Source organism: Stutzerimonas stutzeri RCH2 (assembly GCF_000327065.1).
In the GTDB taxonomy this organism is placed as follows: Bacteria; Pseudomonadota; Gammaproteobacteria; order Pseudomonadales; family Pseudomonadaceae; genus Stutzerimonas; species Stutzerimonas stutzeri_AE.
In genome coordinates, this window is sequence record NC_019936.1 from 2,072,144 (window position 1) to 2,089,403 (window position 17,260).

General features: G+C 56.3%; 20 protein-coding genes and 3 tRNA genes. 14 read left to right on the top strand and 9 right to left on the bottom strand.

What is annotated here, in order from left to right; translation table 11 throughout:
* Positions 1 to 116 precede the first annotated feature (116 nt).
* From PSEST_RS09535 to PSEST_RS09550, 4 genes are all read right to left on the bottom strand, one after another.
* Positions 117 to 437, bottom strand: coding sequence for a hypothetical protein (locus PSEST_RS09535; RefSeq protein ID WP_015276792.1), 321 nt, complete (start codon positions 435 to 437; stop codon positions 117 to 119).
* Positions 434 to 814, bottom strand: a complete 381-nt coding sequence (locus tag PSEST_RS09540) for a phage holin family protein (RefSeq protein WP_015276793.1) — start codon at positions 812 to 814, stop codon at positions 434 to 436. Before PSEST_RS09540 ends, PSEST_RS09535 begins: the two co-directional genes overlap by 4 nt.
* 14 nt (positions 815 to 828) lie before the next feature.
* Positions 829 to 1,230: a DUF883 family protein gene (locus PSEST_RS09545; RefSeq protein WP_015276794.1), complete on the bottom strand. Its 402-nt coding sequence runs from the start codon at positions 1,228 to 1,230 to the stop codon at positions 829 to 831.
* A 226-nt stretch (positions 1,231 to 1,456) separates the two neighbouring features.
* Complete coding sequence (locus PSEST_RS09550; RefSeq protein ID WP_015276795.1) at positions 1,457 to 2,734, bottom strand: OprD family porin; 1,278 nt, start codon at positions 2,732 to 2,734, stop codon at positions 1,457 to 1,459.
* A 410-nt stretch (positions 2,735 to 3,144) separates the two neighbouring features.
* On the opposite strand from PSEST_RS09550, the gene PSEST_RS09555 reads away from it, so the two are divergent.
* Complete coding sequence (locus PSEST_RS09555) at positions 3,145 to 3,393, top strand: glutaredoxin family protein (RefSeq protein ID WP_015276796.1); 249 nt, start codon at positions 3,145 to 3,147, stop codon at positions 3,391 to 3,393.
* Between the two features lie 75 nt (positions 3,394 to 3,468).
* Here the strand turns inward: PSEST_RS09555 and PSEST_RS09560 are convergent.
* From PSEST_RS09560 to mobA, 3 genes are all read right to left on the bottom strand, one after another.
* Positions 3,469 to 3,545 (bottom strand) — tRNA-Pro (locus PSEST_RS09560).
* Positions 3,546 to 3,695: 150 nt separating this feature from the next.
* Complete coding sequence (locus PSEST_RS09565) at positions 3,696 to 3,917, bottom strand: YgdI/YgdR family lipoprotein (RefSeq protein WP_015276797.1); 222 nt, start codon at positions 3,915 to 3,917, stop codon at positions 3,696 to 3,698.
* Between the two features lie 46 nt (positions 3,918 to 3,963).
* Entirely contained in the window at positions 3,964 to 4,572 is a 609-nt protein-coding gene (mobA, locus tag PSEST_RS09570; RefSeq protein WP_015276798.1) for a molybdenum cofactor guanylyltransferase MobA, read from the bottom strand.
* A 211-nt stretch (positions 4,573 to 4,783) separates the two neighbouring features.
* Here mobA and PSEST_RS09575 point away from each other — a divergent pair, with 211 nt between their 5' ends.
* On the top strand, positions 4,784 to 5,812 hold the full coding sequence (locus tag PSEST_RS09575; RefSeq protein ID WP_015276799.1) for an acyltransferase family protein: 1,029 nt from the start codon (positions 4,784 to 4,786) through the stop codon (positions 5,810 to 5,812).
* 73 nt (positions 5,813 to 5,885) lie between these two features.
* On the opposite strand, the gene PSEST_RS21735 is transcribed toward PSEST_RS09575, so the two are convergent.
* On the bottom strand, positions 5,886 to 6,194 hold the full coding sequence (locus PSEST_RS21735; protein ID WP_015276800.1) for an I78 family peptidase inhibitor: 309 nt from the start codon (positions 6,192 to 6,194) through the stop codon (positions 5,886 to 5,888).
* 206 nt (positions 6,195 to 6,400) lie between these two features.
* Between PSEST_RS21735 and PSEST_RS09580 the strand changes: the two genes are divergently transcribed.
* Positions 6,401 to 6,802 carry a PA2779 family protein gene (locus PSEST_RS09580; protein ID WP_015276801.1) on the top strand — a complete coding sequence of 134 codons (402 nt, stop codon included), beginning with the start codon at positions 6,401 to 6,403 and terminating at the stop codon, positions 6,800 to 6,802.
* Positions 6,799 to 7,752, top strand: coding sequence for a PA2778 family cysteine peptidase (locus tag PSEST_RS09585; protein ID WP_015276802.1), 954 nt, complete (start codon positions 6,799 to 6,801; stop codon positions 7,750 to 7,752). The genes PSEST_RS09580 and PSEST_RS09585 overlap by 4 nt, the downstream gene beginning before the upstream one ends.
* A 3-nt stretch (positions 7,753 to 7,755) precedes the next feature.
* Here PSEST_RS09585 and PSEST_RS09590 read toward each other — a convergent pair whose 3' ends face one another.
* Positions 7,756 to 9,039: an NAD(P)/FAD-dependent oxidoreductase gene (locus tag PSEST_RS09590; RefSeq protein ID WP_015276803.1), complete on the bottom strand. Its 1,284-nt coding sequence runs from the start codon at positions 9,037 to 9,039 to the stop codon at positions 7,756 to 7,758.
* A gap of 168 nt (positions 9,040 to 9,207) precedes the next feature.
* Between PSEST_RS09590 and PSEST_RS09595 the strand changes: the two genes are divergently transcribed.
* The 10 genes from PSEST_RS09595 to PSEST_RS09640 all read left to right on the top strand — a co-directional run bounded on the left by PSEST_RS09595 (position 9,208) and on the right by PSEST_RS09640 (position 17,031).
* Positions 9,208 to 9,284, top strand: a tRNA-Val gene (locus tag PSEST_RS09595).
* A 230-nt stretch (positions 9,285 to 9,514) separates the two neighbouring features.
* Complete coding sequence (gene thrS, locus PSEST_RS09600; protein ID WP_015276804.1) at positions 9,515 to 11,437, top strand: threonine--tRNA ligase; 1,923 nt, start codon at positions 9,515 to 9,517, stop codon at positions 11,435 to 11,437.
* Complete coding sequence (gene infC / locus PSEST_RS09605) at positions 11,437 to 11,988, top strand: translation initiation factor IF-3 (RefSeq protein WP_015276805.1); 552 nt, start codon at positions 11,437 to 11,439, stop codon at positions 11,986 to 11,988. The genes thrS and infC overlap by 1 nt, the downstream gene beginning before the upstream one ends.
* Positions 11,989 to 12,050: 62 nt before the next feature.
* Entirely contained in the window at positions 12,051 to 12,245 is a 195-nt protein-coding gene (gene rpmI / locus PSEST_RS09610) for a 50S ribosomal protein L35 (RefSeq protein ID WP_003298367.1), read from the top strand.
* 27 nt (positions 12,246 to 12,272) lie between these two features.
* A complete protein-coding gene (gene rplT, locus PSEST_RS09615) occupies positions 12,273 to 12,629 on the top strand; it encodes a 50S ribosomal protein L20 (RefSeq protein WP_003282569.1) in 357 nt (118 codons plus the stop codon).
* Between the two features lie 165 nt (positions 12,630 to 12,794).
* Positions 12,795 to 13,811: a phenylalanine--tRNA ligase subunit alpha gene (gene pheS / locus PSEST_RS09620; RefSeq protein ID WP_015276806.1), complete on the top strand. Its 1,017-nt coding sequence runs from the start codon at positions 12,795 to 12,797 to the stop codon at positions 13,809 to 13,811.
* Positions 13,812 to 13,847: 36 nt separating this feature from the next.
* Positions 13,848 to 16,226, top strand: coding sequence for a phenylalanine--tRNA ligase subunit beta (gene pheT / locus PSEST_RS09625; protein WP_015276807.1), 2,379 nt, complete (start codon positions 13,848 to 13,850; stop codon positions 16,224 to 16,226).
* Positions 16,227 to 16,229: 3 nt separating this feature from the next.
* Complete coding sequence (ihfA, locus tag PSEST_RS09630) at positions 16,230 to 16,532, top strand: integration host factor subunit alpha (protein ID WP_003282572.1); 303 nt, start codon at positions 16,230 to 16,232, stop codon at positions 16,530 to 16,532.
* On the top strand, positions 16,513 to 16,869 hold the full coding sequence (locus PSEST_RS09635) for a MerR family transcriptional regulator (RefSeq protein WP_015276808.1): 357 nt from the start codon (positions 16,513 to 16,515) through the stop codon (positions 16,867 to 16,869). Before ihfA ends, PSEST_RS09635 begins: the two co-directional genes overlap by 20 nt.
* Before the next feature lie 85 nt (positions 16,870 to 16,954).
* Positions 16,955 to 17,031 (top strand) — tRNA-Pro (locus tag PSEST_RS09640).
* The last annotated feature ends 229 nt before the right edge of the window (positions 17,032 to 17,260 follow it).

Sequence of the window (17,260 nt, forward strand, 5' to 3'; positions counted from 1 at the left end):
ACTGCTCAGCGCTGATCGGTATTAACGTATCGGCGCCGAGCGGACGCCACCGCGCGTCCCGCTTCCGCCTGCGGGCGGAGAAGGAATCGCGCTGGTTTTGTGGGGGATTCAGTGTGCTAGTGCAGCTTTTCCCGTAGCTTTTGCTGGCCCTTGATCAGCGGATACAGCGTTAACGCTACACGAGCCAACTTGCCTACCTTACCCATCCGGCGGCCAAACAAGGCGAGTACCACCGTGGCGGCCACCATCAATGGGCCTTTACTCGAGGACGGCTCAGAGGGTGAGCGCCGCGAAGTTACGAAGTTCTTAATCTGATGCAATGGATGAGAAAGCGGCTGCGCATGATAGAGCATCTGTTGGCGGTGCATCTCCATTCGCAGGCGCACAAGATCCTTGCGCATGCTCAGCTCATTCGCTGTGCTTAATGGACGGCTCATGGCAATAAACGCTCCCGGTTGCGCTCCAATTCTTCGAGGGTCGCCTGAAACGGTGCTGCACATTGCTTTGCAAGCGCGATGGCGCGGCTGATGCAGACACCCATTACAACCGCATAGATAGCACACAGGGTCAGGATTGCCGCGATCCTGTGGGTATCCCAGAACGCGATAACGATCGCAGCTGAAAGACCAACCAGAATCAACAGACCAAGAATGAGACTGACGCCCGCCAGCAGAAACAGCCGGAACGTCCGCGCTTTCTCTTCCTGTACCTCGATGCCGACAAGCTCTAGGTGCCCTTGCAGCAGACCGACAAACGCGCCGCCCAGCTTCTTCAGCGATGGCTTAGGCGCCTCAGCGCCGGGCTTTGCTTCCATTGGTAGCTCTCCCATCAACGACGTGTAATCAGACCCAGCAGAAAACCAACACCGGCAGCGATGCCGATCGACTGCCACGGATGCGTATGCACGTACTCTTCCGTGCACTGGATGGCGGCCTGCCCTTGATCGCGCATAGAGCCCTCACGCTCTTTGAGCATCTCCCGGGCCTTCGCGATGTTCGCGTTGATCTTGCTGCGCAGTTCTTCGGTCTGGCCGCCAGCGGTTTCCTGGGTATGCTTAAGTAGTCGCTCGGTGTCGCCGATCAAAGTGTGGAACTCCTCGATCAGGGCGTTTTGCGCTGCCTGTAGATTGCGTCGGTGGGCCGATGTATCGATCAGGGGGCGGGTGCTCCCAGCAGGCCCCTCGGGGATAGGGGTATTGTCGCTGGTGCCGAAGGTGGATTCGGTAGACATTCGCAGCTCCTTCTTGAAACTCGCAGGGACAGAAGGTCCCGTTGCCTCAGGTTTCGAGCGCGGAGTCGTTGTAAAGGTTCCCCGTTTCGTTACTGCAGCGGAAAGGGCTTGCGTCGCAGTTAGAAACGTACTGCAGCAGACAATGCAGCAGACAAGCCACCAAACTGCCGGCAAAAGAAAACCCGCCGAAGCGGGTTTTCTTATTACTACACCATACCTACCGCTATTACATCAGCGGAATGGTGTAGCTGACGATCAGACGGTTTTCGTCGATGTCGTTGCCGTAGTTATTACGGGCAGTTGCGTTACGCCATTTAACGTTCAGGTTCTTCAGCGCACCTTCTTGGAAGGTGTAACCGATGTCCATGTCGCGTTCCCATTCTTTGCCTTCGGTGCCATTGGCGCGCTCGAAGTTATCACCGGTAATATAGCGAGTCATGAAAGTCAGGCCCGGGATACCGATGGAAGCAAAGTTGAAGTCGTAGCGAGCTTGCCAGGATTTCTCATCAGCGTTGGCAAAATCGTTGATCTGGACGTAATTCACCAGGAACGGATCGGTCGCGCCGCCGACATAGGCGAAGCCAGTATCGCCGCTCATTTTCTGATAGCCGAGACCGAAGCTGTGGCCGCTCAGAGAATAGGTGACCATAGCGCCAAGTGCTTTGTTGTCGACATTGGAGCTGCCGTCGTCCTTGGAGCGCGAGTAACGCAGATCAGTTTTCAGCGACTGGCCGTCAGCAATGGGCAGTACGTGCACAAGGTTGTACGTGTGCTGCTTATAAAGATCTTCAAGATTGCTGTAGTAATAAGTAGCAGTCAGGTCTTTGGTGACTTGGTAGCTACCGCCCAAGAAACGGAAGTCATCAGATTGGTTATTCGGTGCGCCGCCATCAATGGTAATACCACGGCGACCACCGGTATTCAGAGACATCACTTGGTTGTTGGTGGAGTCACGATGGTTGATGCGATTTGCATAACCAGCATCAAGCGTCAGGCCTTTGATTTCTTTAGAAACGATCTGCGCACCCTGCATGGTCTGTGGCAGCAGGCGGCTGTCGCTAGTACCGATGGCAGGATTCTTGAACTGCAAGGTACCTACTTTCAGAACGGTTTCGGATACTTTTGCCTTACCGGTCAGGCCGAACGACGACCAGTCACCAGGTGCTTCGTTGCCGTACGAGCTGGGCATGAGGCCGCTACCGGCAGTATCTTCACTGGAGTAAAGCTTGACGCCCTGCAGAGCTAAAGCGTCAACCCCGAACCCAACGGTACCCTCGGTATATCCAGACTCTACGCGAAGCAGGAAGCCTTGGCCCCACTCTTCGGCTTTGGACTGGCCGCTAGCACCGCCTTCTTGACGGAAATCGCGATTGAAATAGAAGTTACGCAGTTCCAGACCGGCCTTGGTGTCTTCGATGAAGGCGGCTTGGGCCATGGTTGGGATAGCCAGTGTTGCTCCCAGTGTGGCGAGGGCCACGCCCCGGGCGATGGGGGTCTTGAGCATTTCTTATTTCTCCTCGTTGGATGATGCTCTGAAGTCGCTCTTTACGGCGCCATGCAATAAAACATTACAGAGGTTTTTCAACCTTTAGACTTTAGTCGCCAAGCCTCCCAAGTCAACGTGCTAGACGGTCGCAGGCCAAGGTGCCCAATTCTGGCAGTCGGCTATAAATCGGGACGTCACTTGGGATTGGCGGTTAAAGACTAAAGGGTGCACCGGACAATCTGTGCTGCCGCGGGTCGCAGCATCCTAGCGTTTTGCTCGGGCAGAGTCGAATCAAGCTCGAATAATTGCCTGATGACTGGGGTGGAATTCACACTTTCCAGGCGTCTCGGGGCAACGATTAGTCAGTAATGCCGGCGTTGCAATTGAGCCTTGCTAGAATCATCGAGCCGACATAGCGAGAATTTCAGATGTTGCCAGAATGCCAACTTTTCGGGACCTTGGGCTGCCATCTCTGTGAGCAGGCGGAGGAAGTGCTCATGCCTTTGGTTGAGCACGGCCTGCTTGTCGAGCTAATGGATATTGCTGAGCGCCCCGAGTGGGTCGAGCATTACGGTCTGCGCATACCGGTACTCCGGCGCATCGACACTGGCGCAGAGCTGGATTGGCCATTTGAGCCAGAGCAGGTGGTGGGCTTTCTGCAGATTCCTAGCGGCTAGGCGAAAACTGCGGGCATAAAAAAACCGGCTGATTTAGCCGGTTTTTTCGTTCCACTCAAACTGAGTGGCGGGATTTGGTCGGAGCGACTGGATTCGAACCAGCGACCTTCTCGTCCCGAACGAGACGCGCTACCAAGCTGCGCTACGCTCCGAAGATGGCGCGCATTCTACAGAAAAAGTTTTGTCGCACAAGGTGTTAGGCGGGATTTTTTTGGGGCGGGGCGTTGAAGAAGGAAGGTTCAGCAAAGTGATCCGCCACGCTGCAAAACCCATTGCTTCGGCTAAGCGCGGCGGCTCTGTGATCAGAGTTCGCGAACGGTGCGTACCTGGTCCTTGTTCACCTTGCCTGGCTTGCCATCGATCTGCTCGTACTCGTAAAAACCTGACTCATCATCATAGTCCGGGCGGTCCAGTGTCTGGATTTCCCGGCCGTCGTTGAGGGTAATCACGCTTGGATTGGAGCAGCCGGCCAGGACACCGAAGCTCAGCGCGAGGACAAGAGCGGGAAGTTTGAGTGACTGCATGACGCTGTTCCTTCTGCGGTTTTCGATACTCATCCGACGAGGCGTACTAGGATGAAGTTCCCGTACTTGCTCTGGCCATCTCAAGCAGTTCCGGCGTGTTGAGATTGGCCAAGCGTGGGTCGCCTGGCTGAATTAGGAGTTCAGCTGCCCCCAGCTGAAGCAGAACGCGTTGCGGGCTGCGCTCACCGCGATGCCAGCAAGCTTCGATCTGTCCGCGCAGGCTGATTGGGATAATGCTGAACAGTGGCTCCCACTGGTCCCCGCTGCGGAGCATGAGAGGCCTGTCCGGTGTTTCGATTGCAGTGGAGTACAACGACTGCAGCAAAGGTCGATCAATTAGTGGCGTGTCGCAGGGGAGCAGAAGCACCCAGCGGTTGCGCGCAGCTGCAAGGCCCGCGCGGATTCCAGCGAGTGGTCCAGGGAATCCTTCAGCTTCGTCGGCGACCAAGCGGTCGGCATACATGGCGTAGCGTGACTGATTGCGGTTGCACGATATCAATAGCTCGTCGGTCAACGGCCGAACAACATCGTGCATCCATTCGATTAGCGGGCGGCCGTGCCAGTTGATCAGCCCCTTATCCTGCCCGCCCATGCGTTGTCCGCGACCGCCGGCCAGAAGCAGAATGGAGCAGGACGAAAAGGCGGGGGCAATCATTGGAGCGCTCCGAAAAAAGGTCCGTATAGCACTGCGTCCGATTGGCGGCAATCGCTGTGGTTGCCGGATTTGCAGCTGGTGCATGGGAGGTTTTGTGCCAGGCCGAGGCCGTCGGTAAACAAACCCGAAAACCTGTTGTCTATCTCCTCCATCCGCTTTTTTTCATGAGGCGGATGCCGCCTGCTTATTGGCCGACAAAGGAGAACAGCACATGCAGGAGAGAAACGTTTGGGTTGATTATGCCAAGGCGATCGGGATTATCCTCGTTGTCTACGGGCATGTCGCACGAGGTGTCTTCAATGCGGGGCTACCAATGGATGAGGCCGAGTTCGTATTGGTAGACAGCATCATCTACAGCTTTCACATGCCGCTGTTCTTCTTCCTTTCAGGGTTGTTCTTCTTCGATTCGCTGCAGAAGCGTGGGCGCGGCGGTCTGATTGTTAACAAAGTCGACACGATCGTTTATCCATTTATTGTCTGGTCGCTACTGCAGGGGTTGTTCGAGGTTGGAATGTCCAACTATACGAATGGGCAGGTTACCCTGGTCGAGGTCTTCTCGCTGCTGTGGATGCCAAGAGCTCAGTTCTGGTTCCTTTACGCGCTATTTCTGGTTTTCGTCGTCTGTACCTTCCTTTATGCGCGCGCCGACCGTCGGTATTTTCTGCCGTTCGTAGTGCTTTTTGGTGTGCTGTTCGTATTCCAGCAGGAGCTGACGGTCAACCAGATGACCCGTTTCATTCTAGGGAACACGGTGTTCTTTGCGTTGGGGGTCTGGTTCAACGAGGTTAAAGCCTTCTTCTTAGCGCGCCACACCCAGCTGACTTTGTTTTTCGGTGTTTTGTTCGTGGTCGGGCAGTATCTATTCCACGTTACGTTTGGCATGAATTACGTCGATGGTGGCCTGCCAGTGCTGGCGCTCGCCACGGTATCCATTTTCTTCATGATTGCGTTGTCGATGTGGCTTGGTCAGTTCCGAGTCGACTGGTTCCTGTTCATCGGCGCTTCATCGATGACGATTTATCTGATGCACATTCTGGCGGGCAGCGGCGTCCGCGTGATACTCAGCAAGTTCCTCGGTATCGACTCGATTGCTGCGCATCTCATAATCGGAACGTTGATAGGTATCGCCGCCCCGCTATTGGCGCAGGTCATTATCGACCGCTTCAAGCTGCATTTTCTGCTCACGCCGCCCAAGCGAATCTCCGCATCCCATCTGCGCATGCGAAGGGCGATGGCATAGCGGGGTTCTCCGGTTGCCGCTCAGCACTGGAAAGTGTGGGCGGTAACCGGGGTTGGTGTCCTGCCTGAAAGCGCTAACCGCAGCTGATTCGCTCTATTGTCATGCCTGCGTCGGTATTGATGTTCAGGCGTCTAGAGTCATATTCGAGCGTGACGATATCGTTGGGCCCGAGTATGCGCGCGGTATCCGCTCCTGACCGACTCTTGGCTTCTTCCAATAATGCGGGCGTCGCTGTTTTGCCTATGAGATTGCGCACCGCTTCGGCGTTGCAAGCGTTCGGTGCCTCGCTAAACCCTGTTGGCGCTGAGGCCGTGGATTGGCAGCCGGCCGAAAGTACTGTCGCCGCCAGCAGCGTAGGGATGGACAGTTTGGGTAGGTGCACGTGTTCTCCTTATTCGGTCGTTTCGTTCAATCGCAACTATTATCAAAGTTGCGAGCAGGTCGATAGGGCAGGGGCTGGCCGTCGGCGTGACGGGGTGCGTTTAGAAAAAGCAGCCAGTACGTCGGGAACCGAAACGGCACGGGCTCGTCTTATTGCCTGATGGCGCTTTGCAATCCTCAGTTGACGAAAACAAGGAGTTTCCCGCTATGTTCACTTCCCCACTACTCAAGCGAGTTGCGACGGTGCTGGCTGCGCTGCATATTCTTCTGGTAGCACAGATCCCCCTTGCTCAGGCAGCGATGATCGGTACGCCGGAGGTCATCTCTGAGCATCAGCAGCAGGTGGATCGGCAACAATTGCTGACTATGCTCGACGATCAGGATGTGCAAAAGAAGCTCGTGTCCATGGGTGTTGATCGCGACCAGGTCGAGAAGCGTATCAATGGTCTGACGGCCGCCGAACTGGCCCAGTTCAATCAGCAACTCGACCAGGCGCCGGCTGGTGCCGGAGTGGTGGGCGTGATCGTATTGTTCCTGGTGATCTTCATCATCACCGACATGCTCTGCGCCACCAACATCTTCAACTTCGTCAACTGCATCAACCGTTGAGTCAGCGGCTACTCATACTGCTGCTTGTCGGTCTGCTCGGCGGCTGCGCTCGGACGACGGTTACTCTAGTCGACGATGCGCAGCTTCCGGCCAGAGCAGAGCTGACGGAAGTACCGTTCTACCCCCAGGATGATTACCAATGCGGGCCTGCAGCCTTGGCGACAATGCTTTCGCAGCGGGGTATCGCTACGACGCCGGATGCGCTGGTGGATCAGGTTTACATTCCACAACGCAAAGGCAGCCTGCAGGTAGAAATGGTCGCCGCGGCTCGTTCGAGCGGTCTCCTGGTGTACCCGTTGCAACCTCGTCTAGAGGATCTGCTTGCCGAAGTGGCGGCGGGTAATCCGGTGCTGGTACTGCAAAACCTGGCCTTTGACCGCTGGCCGCAATGGCACTTCGCTGTGGTTGTGGGGTATGACCTTTCCACGCAGCAAGTTGTGTTGCGCTCCGGCACTACGAAGCGCTGGGTCGGTAGCTTCCGGGAATTCGAGCGTTCCTGGGTCAAGGCCGAGCGTTGGGCCGTGGTTACGCTGAGCGCCGATCAGATGCCGCATACGGCCCAGGAGACGGTCTGGCTGCGCAGTGCGAGCGATCTGGAAGAGGTGGGGCAGGTCCGTGCTGCTCGCGCCGCGTACGAGGCGGCCGTAACGCGCTGGGATTCAGCTCTTTCAAGGTTCGCGCTAGCGAACAGTCAGTACACGATGGGTGAGAAATCAGCGGCCGAAGAGTCGTTGCGCGTCAGCGTTCGACTGGATCCCGGCTTTGCCATCGGTTGGTTCAACCTTTCACAGCTGCTAGCTGAGCAGGGTTGCGGCTCCAGTGCTCAAGAAGCGCGAAATTGCGCGATACGACTTGCTCCAAATGACAAGCGCTTCAGGGTCGCGCTGCCAGCGCAAGAAGAAAGACGGGCGGCTCAATGTGTGCCGATCCCGCCTTGTTCTGCGCCTTGACTGTCAGAAGCCGAGCCTGTCGCGCAGGTTGTAGTACATCGCGCCGAGTGCGCTGAGTGGAACTTGAAGGCGCTGCCCACCGGGGAATGGATAATGGGGCAGGCTGGCGAAGGCGTCGAATCTCTCTGCTTGGCCGCTGAGGGCTTCGGCAATCACTTTCCCCGCGACGTGCGTATAGGTCACGCCATGACCGCTACAGCCCTGGGAGTAATAGATATTGCCGCCCAGTCGTCCGACCTGGGGTAGTCGCGAGAGCGTCAGCAGGAAATTGCCCGTCCAGGCATAGTCGATCTTCACCTTTTCCAATTGTGGGAAGGTCTTAAGCATTTTGGGTCGGATGATCGATTCGATATCGGCGGGGTCCCGTGCGCCATAGACGACGCCACCGCCATAGATCAGGCGCTTGTCGGCGGCGAGTCGATAGTAGTCAAGCAGGTAATTGCAATCCTCAACGCAGTAGTCCTGCGGCAGAAGGCTGTGCGCAAGTTCTTCGCTCAGCGGTTCGGTTGCTATCACTTGCGTGCCGCAGGGCATTGACTTGGCTGCGAGCTCGGGAACCAGATTTCCCAGGTAGGCGTTACCTGCAATCACTACGAATTTCGCGCGAACGGTTCCCTTGGGTGTATGCACCAGCGGTGTTTCGCCTCGTTCGATACGAATGGCGGGGGAATGCTCGTGGATGGTTCCGCCTAGCGACTCGACGGCCGCGGCTTCGCCGAGCGCAAGATTGAGTGGGTGGATGTGGCCGCCATGCTTGTCGAGCATGCCGCCGACGTAGCGGTCGCATGCGACCACCTGCCGTATGCCTCTATCATCCAGTAACTCCAGATGTTGGTAGCCGTATCGTTCCCAGAGGGCTTTCTGTGTTTCGAGGTGGAGCATCTGCTTCTGATTGAAAGCAGCGAATACGCCCCCGTCTTTCAGATCACATTGAATATCATAGCGTGCGACTCGTTCGCGGATAATGCGGCCGCCTTCGAACGCCATTTCGCCGATCAGTTTCGCCGCTGCAGCGCTAGCGGTGCGCTCGATGCTATCCAGGTCGCGGCTATAACTATTGACGATCTGGCCGCCGTTTCGTCCGGATGCGCCGAAGCCGACTTTCGCAGCTTCCAGTACGGCCACGCTGTAACCCTTTTCGAGCAGGAACAGAGCGGTGGACAAGCCGGTATAGCCTGCGCCGATCACGCACACGTCCACCTGCTTGTTGTCCTGAAGTTCGGATCGAGCAGTCGCTGAATTAGCCGTGGCTGCATAGTAGGAAGCTGGATATCCCTTGTTCGGCATACTGGATACTCCGTTCTGAATATTTTACGCATGCTAGCGTTTAACGTTGCGGGTCGCCAGGCTGCCAACCTGAGGCGTATGTATTTTCAAATTTTCCAGATATCAGTGAGTTAGAAGAAAAAAGCGCTTGACTCTTTTTTTTGTCGCTTTATAATGCGCCCCCATCGAAGGCACATAGCTCAGTTGGTTAGAGCACCACCTTGACATGGTGGGGGTCGTTGGTTCGAATCCAATTGTGCCTACCAATTCGATTAAAGGGTCGCGCAAGCGACCCTTTTTTTTGGCTTGCTTGTCAGTGCTTCGGCTTTCTGAAAGCATCGCCAGTCTTTGTTTTCTCCAGTGACTTCGGTTCGGTCGAGAATGAGCTCAACAGGCGCCTGCCATTGTGCGGCAGGCTGGCTCGCCGAATCGCTTTACTGGCTCATCCCAACCCATGTGGCCTTTGGTACGGGTCACCACTAGGAGAGGAGGCGCCATGCCCACCATTACTCTTCCCGATGGCAGTCAGCGTTCGTTTGATCATCCCGTTACCGTTGCTGAAGTGGCTCAGTCCATTGGCGCCGGTCTTGCCAAGGCGACCGTGGCAGGCAAGGTCGATGGCAGGTTGGTCGATGCCTGTGACCTGATCGATAGCGATGTTGCGTTGCAGATCGTCACCCCGAAGGATGAGGAAGGGCTGGAGATCATTCGTCACTCCTGTGCGCATCTGATTGGGCACGCCGTGAAGCAGCTTTATCCAACGGCGCGAATGGTTATTGGGCCGGTGATTGATGAGGGCTTCTATTACGATATCGCCTACGAGCGACCCTTCACTCCTGATGATGTGGCTGCAATCGAGCAGCGTATGCGGGAGCTGATCGATCGCGATTACGATGTCATCAAAAAGATGACGCCGCGTGCTGAAGTTATCGAAGTGTTCAAGTCTCGTGGTGAGGACTACAAGCTGCGTCTGGTAGACGACATGCCCGACGAACAGGCGATGGGTTTGTACTACCACGAAGAGTACGTCGACATGTGCCGTGGCCCGCACGTGCCCAATACGCGCTTCCTGAAGTCGTTCAAGCTAACCAAGCTGTCTGGTGCATATTGGCGCGGCGACGCAAAAAACGAGCAGCTGCAGCGCATATACGGCACTGCATGGGCGGACAAGAAGCAGCTGGCAGCCTACATCCAGCGCATCGAGGAGGCTGAAAAGCGAGACCATCGCAAGATCGGCAAGCGGCTGGATCTGTTCCATACGCAGGAAGAGGCGCCGGGGATGGTGTTCTGGCACCCGAATGGCTGGACTCTTTATCAAGTACTCGAGCAGTACATGCGTCAGGTTCAGCGTGAAAACGGCTACCTGGAGATCAGAACTCCACAGGTTGTCGATCGCGTGCTCTGGGAGAAGTCCGGGCACTGGGCGAACTATGCCGAGAACATGTTCACCACTGAGTCGGAAAGTCGTGATTACGCTATCAAGCCTATGAACTGCCCGTGCCACGTGCAGGTTTACAACCAGGGCTTGAAGAGCTATCGCGAGCTGCCACTTCGACTGGCCGAGTTCGGCGCTTGCCACCGTAACGAGCCATCTGGTGCGCTGCACGGCATCATGAGGGTGCGCGGCTTTACCCAGGACGATGCGCACATCTTCTGTACCGAAGAGCAGATGCAGGCCGAGTCCGCGGCGTTCATCAAGCTGACGCAGGCGGTATATGCTGATTTCGGCTTCTCAGATATCGAGCTGAAATTGTCGACTCGTCCCGAGAAGCGTGTTGGTTCCGATGATCTTTGGGATCGTGCCGAGGCGGCCTTGGCATCGGCACTGGAAAGTGCCGGCTTGCCTTACGATCTGCAGCCAGGCGAGGGCGCGTTCTATGGTCCCAAGATCGAGTTTTCTTTGCGTGATTGTCTCGGGCGGGTGTGGCAGTGCGGCACACTGCAGCTGGACTTCAATCTGCCGGTGCGCCTGGGTGCTGAGTACGTCAGCGAGAATAATGACCGACAGCATCCAGTCATGCTGCACCGGGCGATACTGGGCTCCTTCGAGCGTTTCATCGGTATTTTGATCGAGCACTATGAAGGGGCTTTCCCAGCATGGCTTGCGCCGACGCAGGCAGTGATCATGAATATCACTGACAAGCAGGCCGCTTTTGCCGCTGAAGTTGAAAAAACGCTCACCCAAAGCGGGTTTCGTGCCAAGTGTGACTTGAGAAACGAAAAGATCGGCTTTAAAATCCGCGAGCATACTTTGCTCAAGACTCCTTATCTCTTGGTTATCGGGGATCGGGAGGTTGAGACACGATCCGTTGCTGTGCGCACCCGTGAAGGCGTCGATCTGGGCTCCATGCCCGTCGAGCAGTTCGCGCAGATGTTGGCACAGGCGGTTTCCCGGCGTGGTCGCCAAGAATTGGAGTAATGACTATTAAGCGTGAAATGAGACAGGATAAACGAGCTGCACCCAAGGCCCCGATCAACGAGAATATCTCGGCTCGTGAGGTCCGTTTGATTGGTGCTGACGGCGAGCAGATTGGCATCGTCTCGATTGATGAAGCGCTGCAAGTAGCAGAAGAAGCCAAGCTGGATCTGGTTGAGATTTCTGCCGATGCGATTCCGCCGGTATGCCGGATCATGGATTACGGCAAGCACCTGTTCGAAAAGAAGAAGCAGGTTGCTGCGGCGAAGAAGAACCAGAAACAGATTCAGGTCAAAGAAGTAAAGTTTCGTCCAGGGACGGAAGAAGGGGACTACCAGGTCAAGCTACGCAATCTGGTGCGTTTCCTGAGTGACGGGGACAGGGCCAAGGTGTCGTTGCGATTCCGCGGTCGTGAGATGGCCCATCAGGAGCTGGGGATGGAGTTGTTGAAGCGGGTCGAAACCGATCTCGCTGAATATGGCTCGGTCGAACAGCATCCTAAGATGGAAGGACGCCAGCTGATCATGGTCATCGCTCCCAAGAAGAAAAAGTAACCTCCAGGGCACTGGCAGGCCTTGCGGTTATTTGTAATCACCCACAATGTGGAGTACCGAACATGCCAAAGATGAAGACTAAAAGTGGTGCTGCGAAGCGCTTCAAGAAGACTGCTAACGGCTTCAAGCACAAGCACGCTTTCAAGAGCCACATCCTGACCAAGATGACCACCAAGCGTAAGCGTCAGCTGCGCGGTTGCTCGCAAGTGCATCCGTCCGACGTTGCAAAGGTGGAGCGCATGCTGCGCGTTCGTTGATCCGGTCAAGACTCAGAGGAATAACTCATGGCTCGTGTTAAGCGTGGCGTCGTTGCCCGTCGCCGTCACAAGAAAATTCTGAAACTCGCCAAAGGCTACTACGGAGCGCGTTCGCGCGTATTCCGCGTTGCCAAGCAGGCGGTAATCAAGGCTGGCCAGTATGCCTACCGTGACCGCCGTCAGCGCAAGCGTCAGTTCCGCGCTCTGTGGATCGCCCGTATCAATGCTGGTGCTCGTGTCAACGGTCTGTCCTACAGCCGTCTGATCGCCGGTCTGAAGAAGGCGGCCATCGAGATCGACCGTAAGGTTCTGGCCGATCTGGCAGTGAACGAAAAAGCGGCGTTCGCTGCGATTGTCGAGAAAGCCAAAGCTTCTCTGGCTTAAGCCCCGGCAATCACGAATCTTCGGGTTCGTTGCAACGTCATCAATAGGGGAAGAGCCTTGTGCTCTTCCCCTATTTCGTATCTGAGACGGGGCTTTTGCAAAAATGCGCTTGGCGTTAGGTCGTTTGCCAGCGCGGTTCTGCAAGAACCTCTGGAGGTTATGTACATGGAAAATTTGGATGCGCTGGTCTCGCAAGCGCTTGAGGCCGTGCAACGAAGCGAGGATATCGCTGCCCTTGAACAGGTGCGTGTTCAGTACCTGGGGAAGAAGGGCGAGCTTACCCAGTTGATGCAAGCGCTGGGCAGGCTCTCTGCTGAGGAACGTCCGCAGGCCGGCGCTCTGATCAACGCAGCCAAGAACAGCGTTCAAGATGTGTTGAACGCTCGCAAGGCTGACTTGGAACTGGCGGCCCTAAATGCCAAGCTCGCGGCAGAGCAAATCGATGTGACATTGCCCGGGCGTGGCGAGCTGTCAGGTGGTCTGCATCCGGTAACTCGTACCTTGGAGCGCGTCGAGCAGTTCTTCAGCCACATCGGCTATAGCGTGGCAGAAGGCCCCGAAGTCGAAGACGATTATCACAACTTCGAAGCGTTGAATATTCCCGGGCATCACCCCGCGCGTGCGATGCACGATACCTTCTATTTCAATGCCAACATGCTATTGCGCACGCATACCTCACCGGTCCAGGTGCGCACCATGGAATCACGGCAGCCGCCAATTCGTATTGTCTGTCCTGGGCGTGTCTATCGTTGCGATTCGGATATCACTCATTCACCGATGTTTCATCAGGTCGAAGGTCTGTTGATCGATGAGGGCATCAGTTTTGCCGATCTAAAAGGCACCATTGAAGAGTTCCTGCGGGTGTTCTTCGAGAAGCCGCTGGGGGTTCGCTTCCGTCCGTCCTTCTTTCCTTTCACTGAGCCCTCTGCAGAAGTCGATATGCAATGCGTGATGTGCAGTGGCAAGGGCTGCCGTGTGTGCAAGCAGACCGGCTGGCTTGAGGTGATGGGCTGCGGCATGGTGCATCCGAACGTACTGCGGATGTCTGGGATCGATCCGGAGCGGTACTCCGGATTTGCTTTCGGTATGGGTGTCGAGCGTCTTGCCATGCTGCGTTACGGTGTCAATGACTTGCGCCTGTTCTTCGACAACGACCTGCGGTTTCTCGCGCAATTTCGCTAGTACCGCCGCCAGTCAACGATCTATTAGGAGAGCAGGATGAAATTCAGTGAACAATGGCTGCGGAGCTGGGTCAATCCGCAGGTTTCTCGCGAGGAGCTGGTGGCTCGTCTGTCTATGGTCGGGCTCGAGGTTGATGCGGTGACACCCGTTGCTGGCAGCTTCAGCGGAGTGGTTGTCGGTGAGGTGCTGGAGACGGCGCAGCACCCCGATGCCGATAAGCTTCGGGTCTGTCAGGTCAGCAATGGGAGTGAAACCTTTCAGGTCGTGTGCGGCGCGCCTAACGTGCGGCCAGGCCTGAAGATCCCGTTTGCCATGATTGGCGCCCAATTGCCGGGCGATTTCAAGATCAAGAAAGCTAAGCTCCGCGGTATTGAATCCAACGGCATGCTTTGCTCGGAAACCGAGTTGCAGGTAGGTAGTGACGATAGCGGTCTGATGGAGCTAGCTTGCGACGCACCAGTTGGTACTGATTTCCGCGAGTTTCTTGGTCTCGATGATGTAAGCATCGAAATCGGCCTGACGCCTAACCGCGGAGACTGTCTATCCATTGCTGGCTTGGCACGGGAGGTCGGCGCGATCTATGGCGTAGCAGTCAGTCCGGTGGATGTTGCAGCGGTGCCAGTTGGTCATGACGACTCGCGTCCAGTCGAGGTTTTTGCGCCTGCTGCATGTCCGCGTTACCTCGGGCGTATCATTCGAGACGTCGATCTGTCACGTCCGACGCCTATGTGGATGGTCGAGCGCCTGCGCCGTTCAGACATCCGCAGCATTGATGCGGTCGTCGATGTAACCAACTACGTAATGCTCGAACTGGGCCAGCCCCTGCATGCCTTTGATCTTGCCGAGATCAACGGTGGTATTCGGGTTCGAATGGCTGAAGAGGGCGAAAAGCTCGTCCTGCTCGACGGCCAGGAAATCACCCTGCGGGCGGACACTCTGGTTATCGCAGATCAGCAACGAGCGCTTGCGATCGCGGGTGTCATGGGTGGGGAGCATAGTGGCGTAACTGCATCTACGCAGAGCATTTTCCTGGAGAGCGCGTTCTTCGACACCATTGCGCTGGCTGGCAAAGCGCGTTCCTACGGTTTGCACACCGATGCGTCCCACCGCTACGAGCGCGGGGTCGATTCGCAGCTGGCGCGTCAGGCTATGGAGCGCGCAACAGGGTTGTTGCTGGCGATCGTCGGTGGTGAGGCTGGACCCATTGTCGAAGTAGTCAGCGAAAGTAATTTGCCTAAGGTAACGCCGGTCACGCTACGTACTGAGCGCATCACGCAGATGTTGGGCCTGGAAATGGACGGCACCGAGGTGGTACGCCTACTCACATCGTTGGGGTTGGCGGTGACCGAAGAGGCTGAAGGTCGTTGGCAGGTCAGTGTTCCAAGTCATCGTTTTGACATCGGCCTTGAAGTCGACCTGATCGAAGAGTTGGGGCGCCTGTATGGCTACGATCGCCTGCCGGTGCGCTATCCGCAAGCCCGCCTTGCGCCGGAAGCCAAGCCGGAAGCCCGCGCCGAGTTGCCACTGCTTCGTCGTCTGCTCGTGGCTCGTGGTTATCAGGAGGCGATCACCTACAGTTTCATTGATCCCAAGCTTTTCGAGCTGTTCAGTCCGGGCGTGAAGCCATTGGAGCTGGCCAACCCGATTTCTGCAGATATGGCCGCGATGCGCGCCTCGCTCTGGCCGGGCCTGGTCAAGGCATTGCAATACAACCTCAATCGACAGCAGTCGCGTGTGCGCCTGTTCGAGGCGGGGCTGCGTTTTGTCGGTCAGCTGCCAGAGCTTGAACAGGAGGCCATGCTGGCCGGTGTGGTGACGGGTAGCCGTGAGCCCGAGGGCTGGACGAATGTTCGCGAAGCGGTGGATTTCTTTGACGTCAAGGCAGATGTTGAAGCTCTACTGGCTAATGCCGGCAACGCCGGCGCTTATCGATTCGTCGCTGGAGAGCATCCGGCTTTGCACCCTGGGCAGACCGCACGTGTCGAGCGCGAAGGAACGCTGGTTGGGTTCGTAGGTAGTCTGCATCCTGAGTTGGCGGGCAAATTAGGGATCGATCAGCCTGTGTTCATGTTCGAACTCAAGCTCAGTGAGATCGCCGAGGGGCGGATGCCGTCCTTTGCAGAGCTGTCGCGTTTCCCCGAGGTGCGCCGCGATCTAGCTGTGTTGGTCGCGCGGGAAGTACCTGCTGAGGAAATCCTCACCTGCATTCGTCACGCTGCGGGCGACTATCTGACGGACCTCAAGCTATTTGATGTCTATCAGGGCAAAGGTATTGATCCTCTTAGCAAAAGTGTGGCAGTCGGCTTGACCTGGCAACACCCATCGCGCACTCTAAACGACGATGAGGTGAACGGTTCAATGCAGAAAATCCTCACCTCCCTGGAAGAAAGGTTCAATGCCACGTTAAGGAAATAGCGTATGGGGGCTCTGACGAAAGCTGAAATGGCAGAACGTCTGTATGAAGAGCTGGGCTTGAATAAGCGCGAGGCCAAGGAGTTGGTGGAGCTGTTTTTCGAGGAGATCCGCCAGGCGCTCGAGCATAACGAGCAGGTCAAGTTGTCCGGATTCGGCAACTTTGACCTGCGCGACAAGCGTCAGCGGCCCGGGCGAAATCCTAAAACAGGCGAGGAAATTCCTATCACGGCGCGTCGGGTAGTGACGTTCCGTCCCGGGCAGAAACTCAAAGCGAGAGTCGAGGCCTATGCTGGAACCAAGTCATAACGACGAGCTTCCGTCGATCCCCGGCAAGCGCTATTTCACCATTGGTGAAGTCAGCGAGCTTTGTGCTGTCAAGCCACATGTGCTGCGCTACTGGGAGCAGGAGTTTCCTCAGCTCAACCCGGTGAAGCGACGCGGCAACAGGCGGTACTACCAGCGTCAGGATGTCCTGATGATTCGTCAGATTCGAGCGCTTCTCTACGATCAGGGTTTCACCATTGGTGGTGCGAGGCAGCGTATGTCCGGCGAGGAGGCGCGCGACGATACCACTCAGTACAAGCAACTTATACGGCAGATGATTTCGGAGCTGGAAGAGGTCCTTCAGGTGCTGAGGAAATAGTTGATCTGGCATCTAAAAAACTTTCACATTTTCAGATGCTTAATGTATAGTTCGATCCGCTTTCAGCAGTGCTGATGGCGACAGTCGGGGCGTAGCGCAGCCTGGTAGCGCACTTGCATGGGGTGCAAGGGGTCGAGTGTTCGAATCACTCCGTCCCGACCAAATAGATCACCGAAAAAGGCCGGTTGCGAAAGCATCGGCCTTTTTCGTTGTGGGGCATTTTTCATCCTGCCGTCCTCCTCAGTTTCGTCAGCAGCGCCAGCCCTCTCGAATTCGCCGCCAATATTATTTTTGTTGGCTTATCGAGCAGCTTGCCCGGCTTGGCTATCGAGTAGTGGCTGGTAATGCTCTCGTTCTGAGGTCAAACAGGATCTTTCGGCGTTCCTCCGCC